This window comes from Mycobacterium sp. 1245801.1, assembly GCF_001673055.1.
GTDB lineage: Bacteria > Actinomycetota > Actinomycetes > Mycobacteriales > Mycobacteriaceae > Mycobacterium > Mycobacterium europaeum_A.
In genome coordinates, this window is record NZ_LZKY01000116.1 from 1 (window position 1) to 1,653 (window position 1,653).

Consider the following 1,653-nt stretch of genomic DNA (forward strand, 5'->3'; position numbering starts at 1 on the left):
TGCTGGCCGCGTAAGCCTCCCACGCTTCGGTCACCTTGTTCCGGGCCTCATCGGCCGCCTGCTCGCTGGCGAGGCGGGCCTTGACCTCGAGTTCCCGAAGCGCCTGTTCGGATTGCCGTTTACCGTCCGCCCGGCCGCGCCAGGCGCCGATCACGACACCCAGGAATGTGAGCAGTGGGGCGGCGATTGCGCTGACGAGGGCGATCACTTCAGCGGTGCTCATGTCGCCGGCGCGGCATCAGCGGCCGGCGGTTCAGCCGGCACAGCAGCCGCGGCCGGGACCGGGGCGACGGCTGGCACGGGTTCCGCGGCAGGAGCCGGCAGCGGCGGCGGCGCTGGGGTGGCTACTGCGGGCGCCGGGTCGCTGACAGACACCGGGATCCGGTACTCCACAACCTTGTGCAGCACCGCAACTAAGGCGGCGCCGCCGGAAACACCGAGGGCGGCTTTCCAGTCGAGGTGGAACAAGTTGAACACGTCACCACCCGACACACCCAGGAACGCGTGGGATGCGCTCTGCGCGGCCAGCACGCAGAAGGACCGCAAGCTGCTGCTCGACCGACTCGAGGCTGTGGAGTCCCGCGCGACCGCGGCTGAACGGCGCATCGACTCGGCGGAGACCCGGGCGGTGATCGCCGAGGAGCGGGCGTCGCGTTGGGAGTCGCTGTACCGGATCGCGGTCGCGCACCTCCGCGAGGTGATCCGTTGGGCCACCGTCAACAACACGGGCACCATGCCGGAGCCCCCCGCGGAATTGCAGCGGGAGCTGTGACATGCGTCCGGGCTGCCGCGCCTGGGTGGCGCTCGGGGCTTACGTCGCAGCTTGGGACATGTTCTGCCCGCAAGGGGAGCAGTTGACCGACGCCGCCCGCCGCGGTGTCGTCGCCCACCCGGTCCTCACGACCGGCGCGATCGCGGTCACGGCGCTGCACTTGGCGAACCGGCTGCACCGGCGGGTGGACCCGTTCTATCTGGTGGGCACTTTCGTGGCGTCGGCGCGGTTCATCAAACGCTAGACGTTATTGCGTCAAACGATCCGGTCTATGGTGTACGCAACGGCCGATTGACGGCGGCCCACACACCAGGAGTGACGATCCTTATGTCCGATTTGCAGTTCACGATTACTCGCGACGAGTTCGCGGATGCGATCAACTGGGTGGCGCGGGCGTTGCCGGCGAAGCCGTTGAACCCGCTGCTCGGCGCGATCCGACTCACCAGCGGCTCCGGTTACGTGATCCTGGAGGCGTTCGACTACGAAGTTGCCGCCGTGACAAGCGCTGGGGCGGATGTGACATCACTGGGAACCACCTTGGTGTCCGGGCGCCTGCTGCAGGCGATCAGCAAGGCGCTGGCACGCAAGCCGGTGGAGTTCAAGACTGAGGGTGGTACTGCACGCATCCTGTGCGGGGCCGCAGAGTTCACGTTGCCCACCATGCTGGGGAGTGAGTACCCAGACCTGCCGACGCGGCCGGCCGACGCGGGCAGCGTGGACGCCGGACAGTTCGCGGAGGCGATCGCGCAAACCAGTTTCGCGGTGCACCGCGGCGACGGGTACTCGAGCATCAAGGCGGTGTGTTTCGACGTCGACCCGCTCGGCGGGTTGACGTTGTCGGCCACCGACCGCTACCGCGTCGCGACGAAGACGATCCCATG

The 1,653-nt window shown here is 68.2% G+C and carries 4 protein-coding genes and 1 pseudogene; 3 read left to right on the plus strand and 2 right to left on the minus strand.

The genetic code is table 11. The features are described 5' to 3' along the window. Both A5622_RS06815 and A5622_RS30695 read right to left on the minus strand, forming a co-directional pair. A partial coding sequence (locus A5622_RS06815) for a hypothetical protein (RefSeq protein ID WP_156752869.1) occupies positions 1-223 on the minus strand: 223 nt, incomplete at its 3' end. After that, positions 220-531 carry a holin gene (locus A5622_RS30695; RefSeq protein WP_369829218.1) on the minus strand — a complete coding sequence of 104 codons (312 nt, stop codon included), beginning with the start codon at positions 529-531 and terminating at the stop codon, positions 220-222. The genes A5622_RS06815 and A5622_RS30695, both read right to left, overlap by 4 nt. Here A5622_RS30695 and A5622_RS29560 point away from each other — a divergent pair. The 3 genes and pseudogenes from A5622_RS29560 to A5622_RS06830 form a co-directional block, all read left to right on the plus strand. After that, positions 470-772, plus strand: a complete 303-nt coding sequence (locus tag A5622_RS29560) for a hypothetical protein (RefSeq protein ID WP_066877477.1) — start codon at positions 470-472, stop codon at positions 770-772. The genes A5622_RS30695 and A5622_RS29560 overlap by 62 nt on opposite strands. Position 773: 1 nt before the next feature. Then, positions 774-1,016: a hypothetical protein gene (locus A5622_RS06825; protein ID WP_066879480.1), complete on the plus strand. Its 243-nt coding sequence runs from the start codon at positions 774-776 to the stop codon at positions 1,014-1,016. An 83-nt stretch (positions 1,017-1,099) separates the two neighbouring features. Beyond that, positions 1,100-1,653: pseudogene (locus A5622_RS06830) on the plus strand (DNA polymerase III subunit beta); the annotation flags it as partial.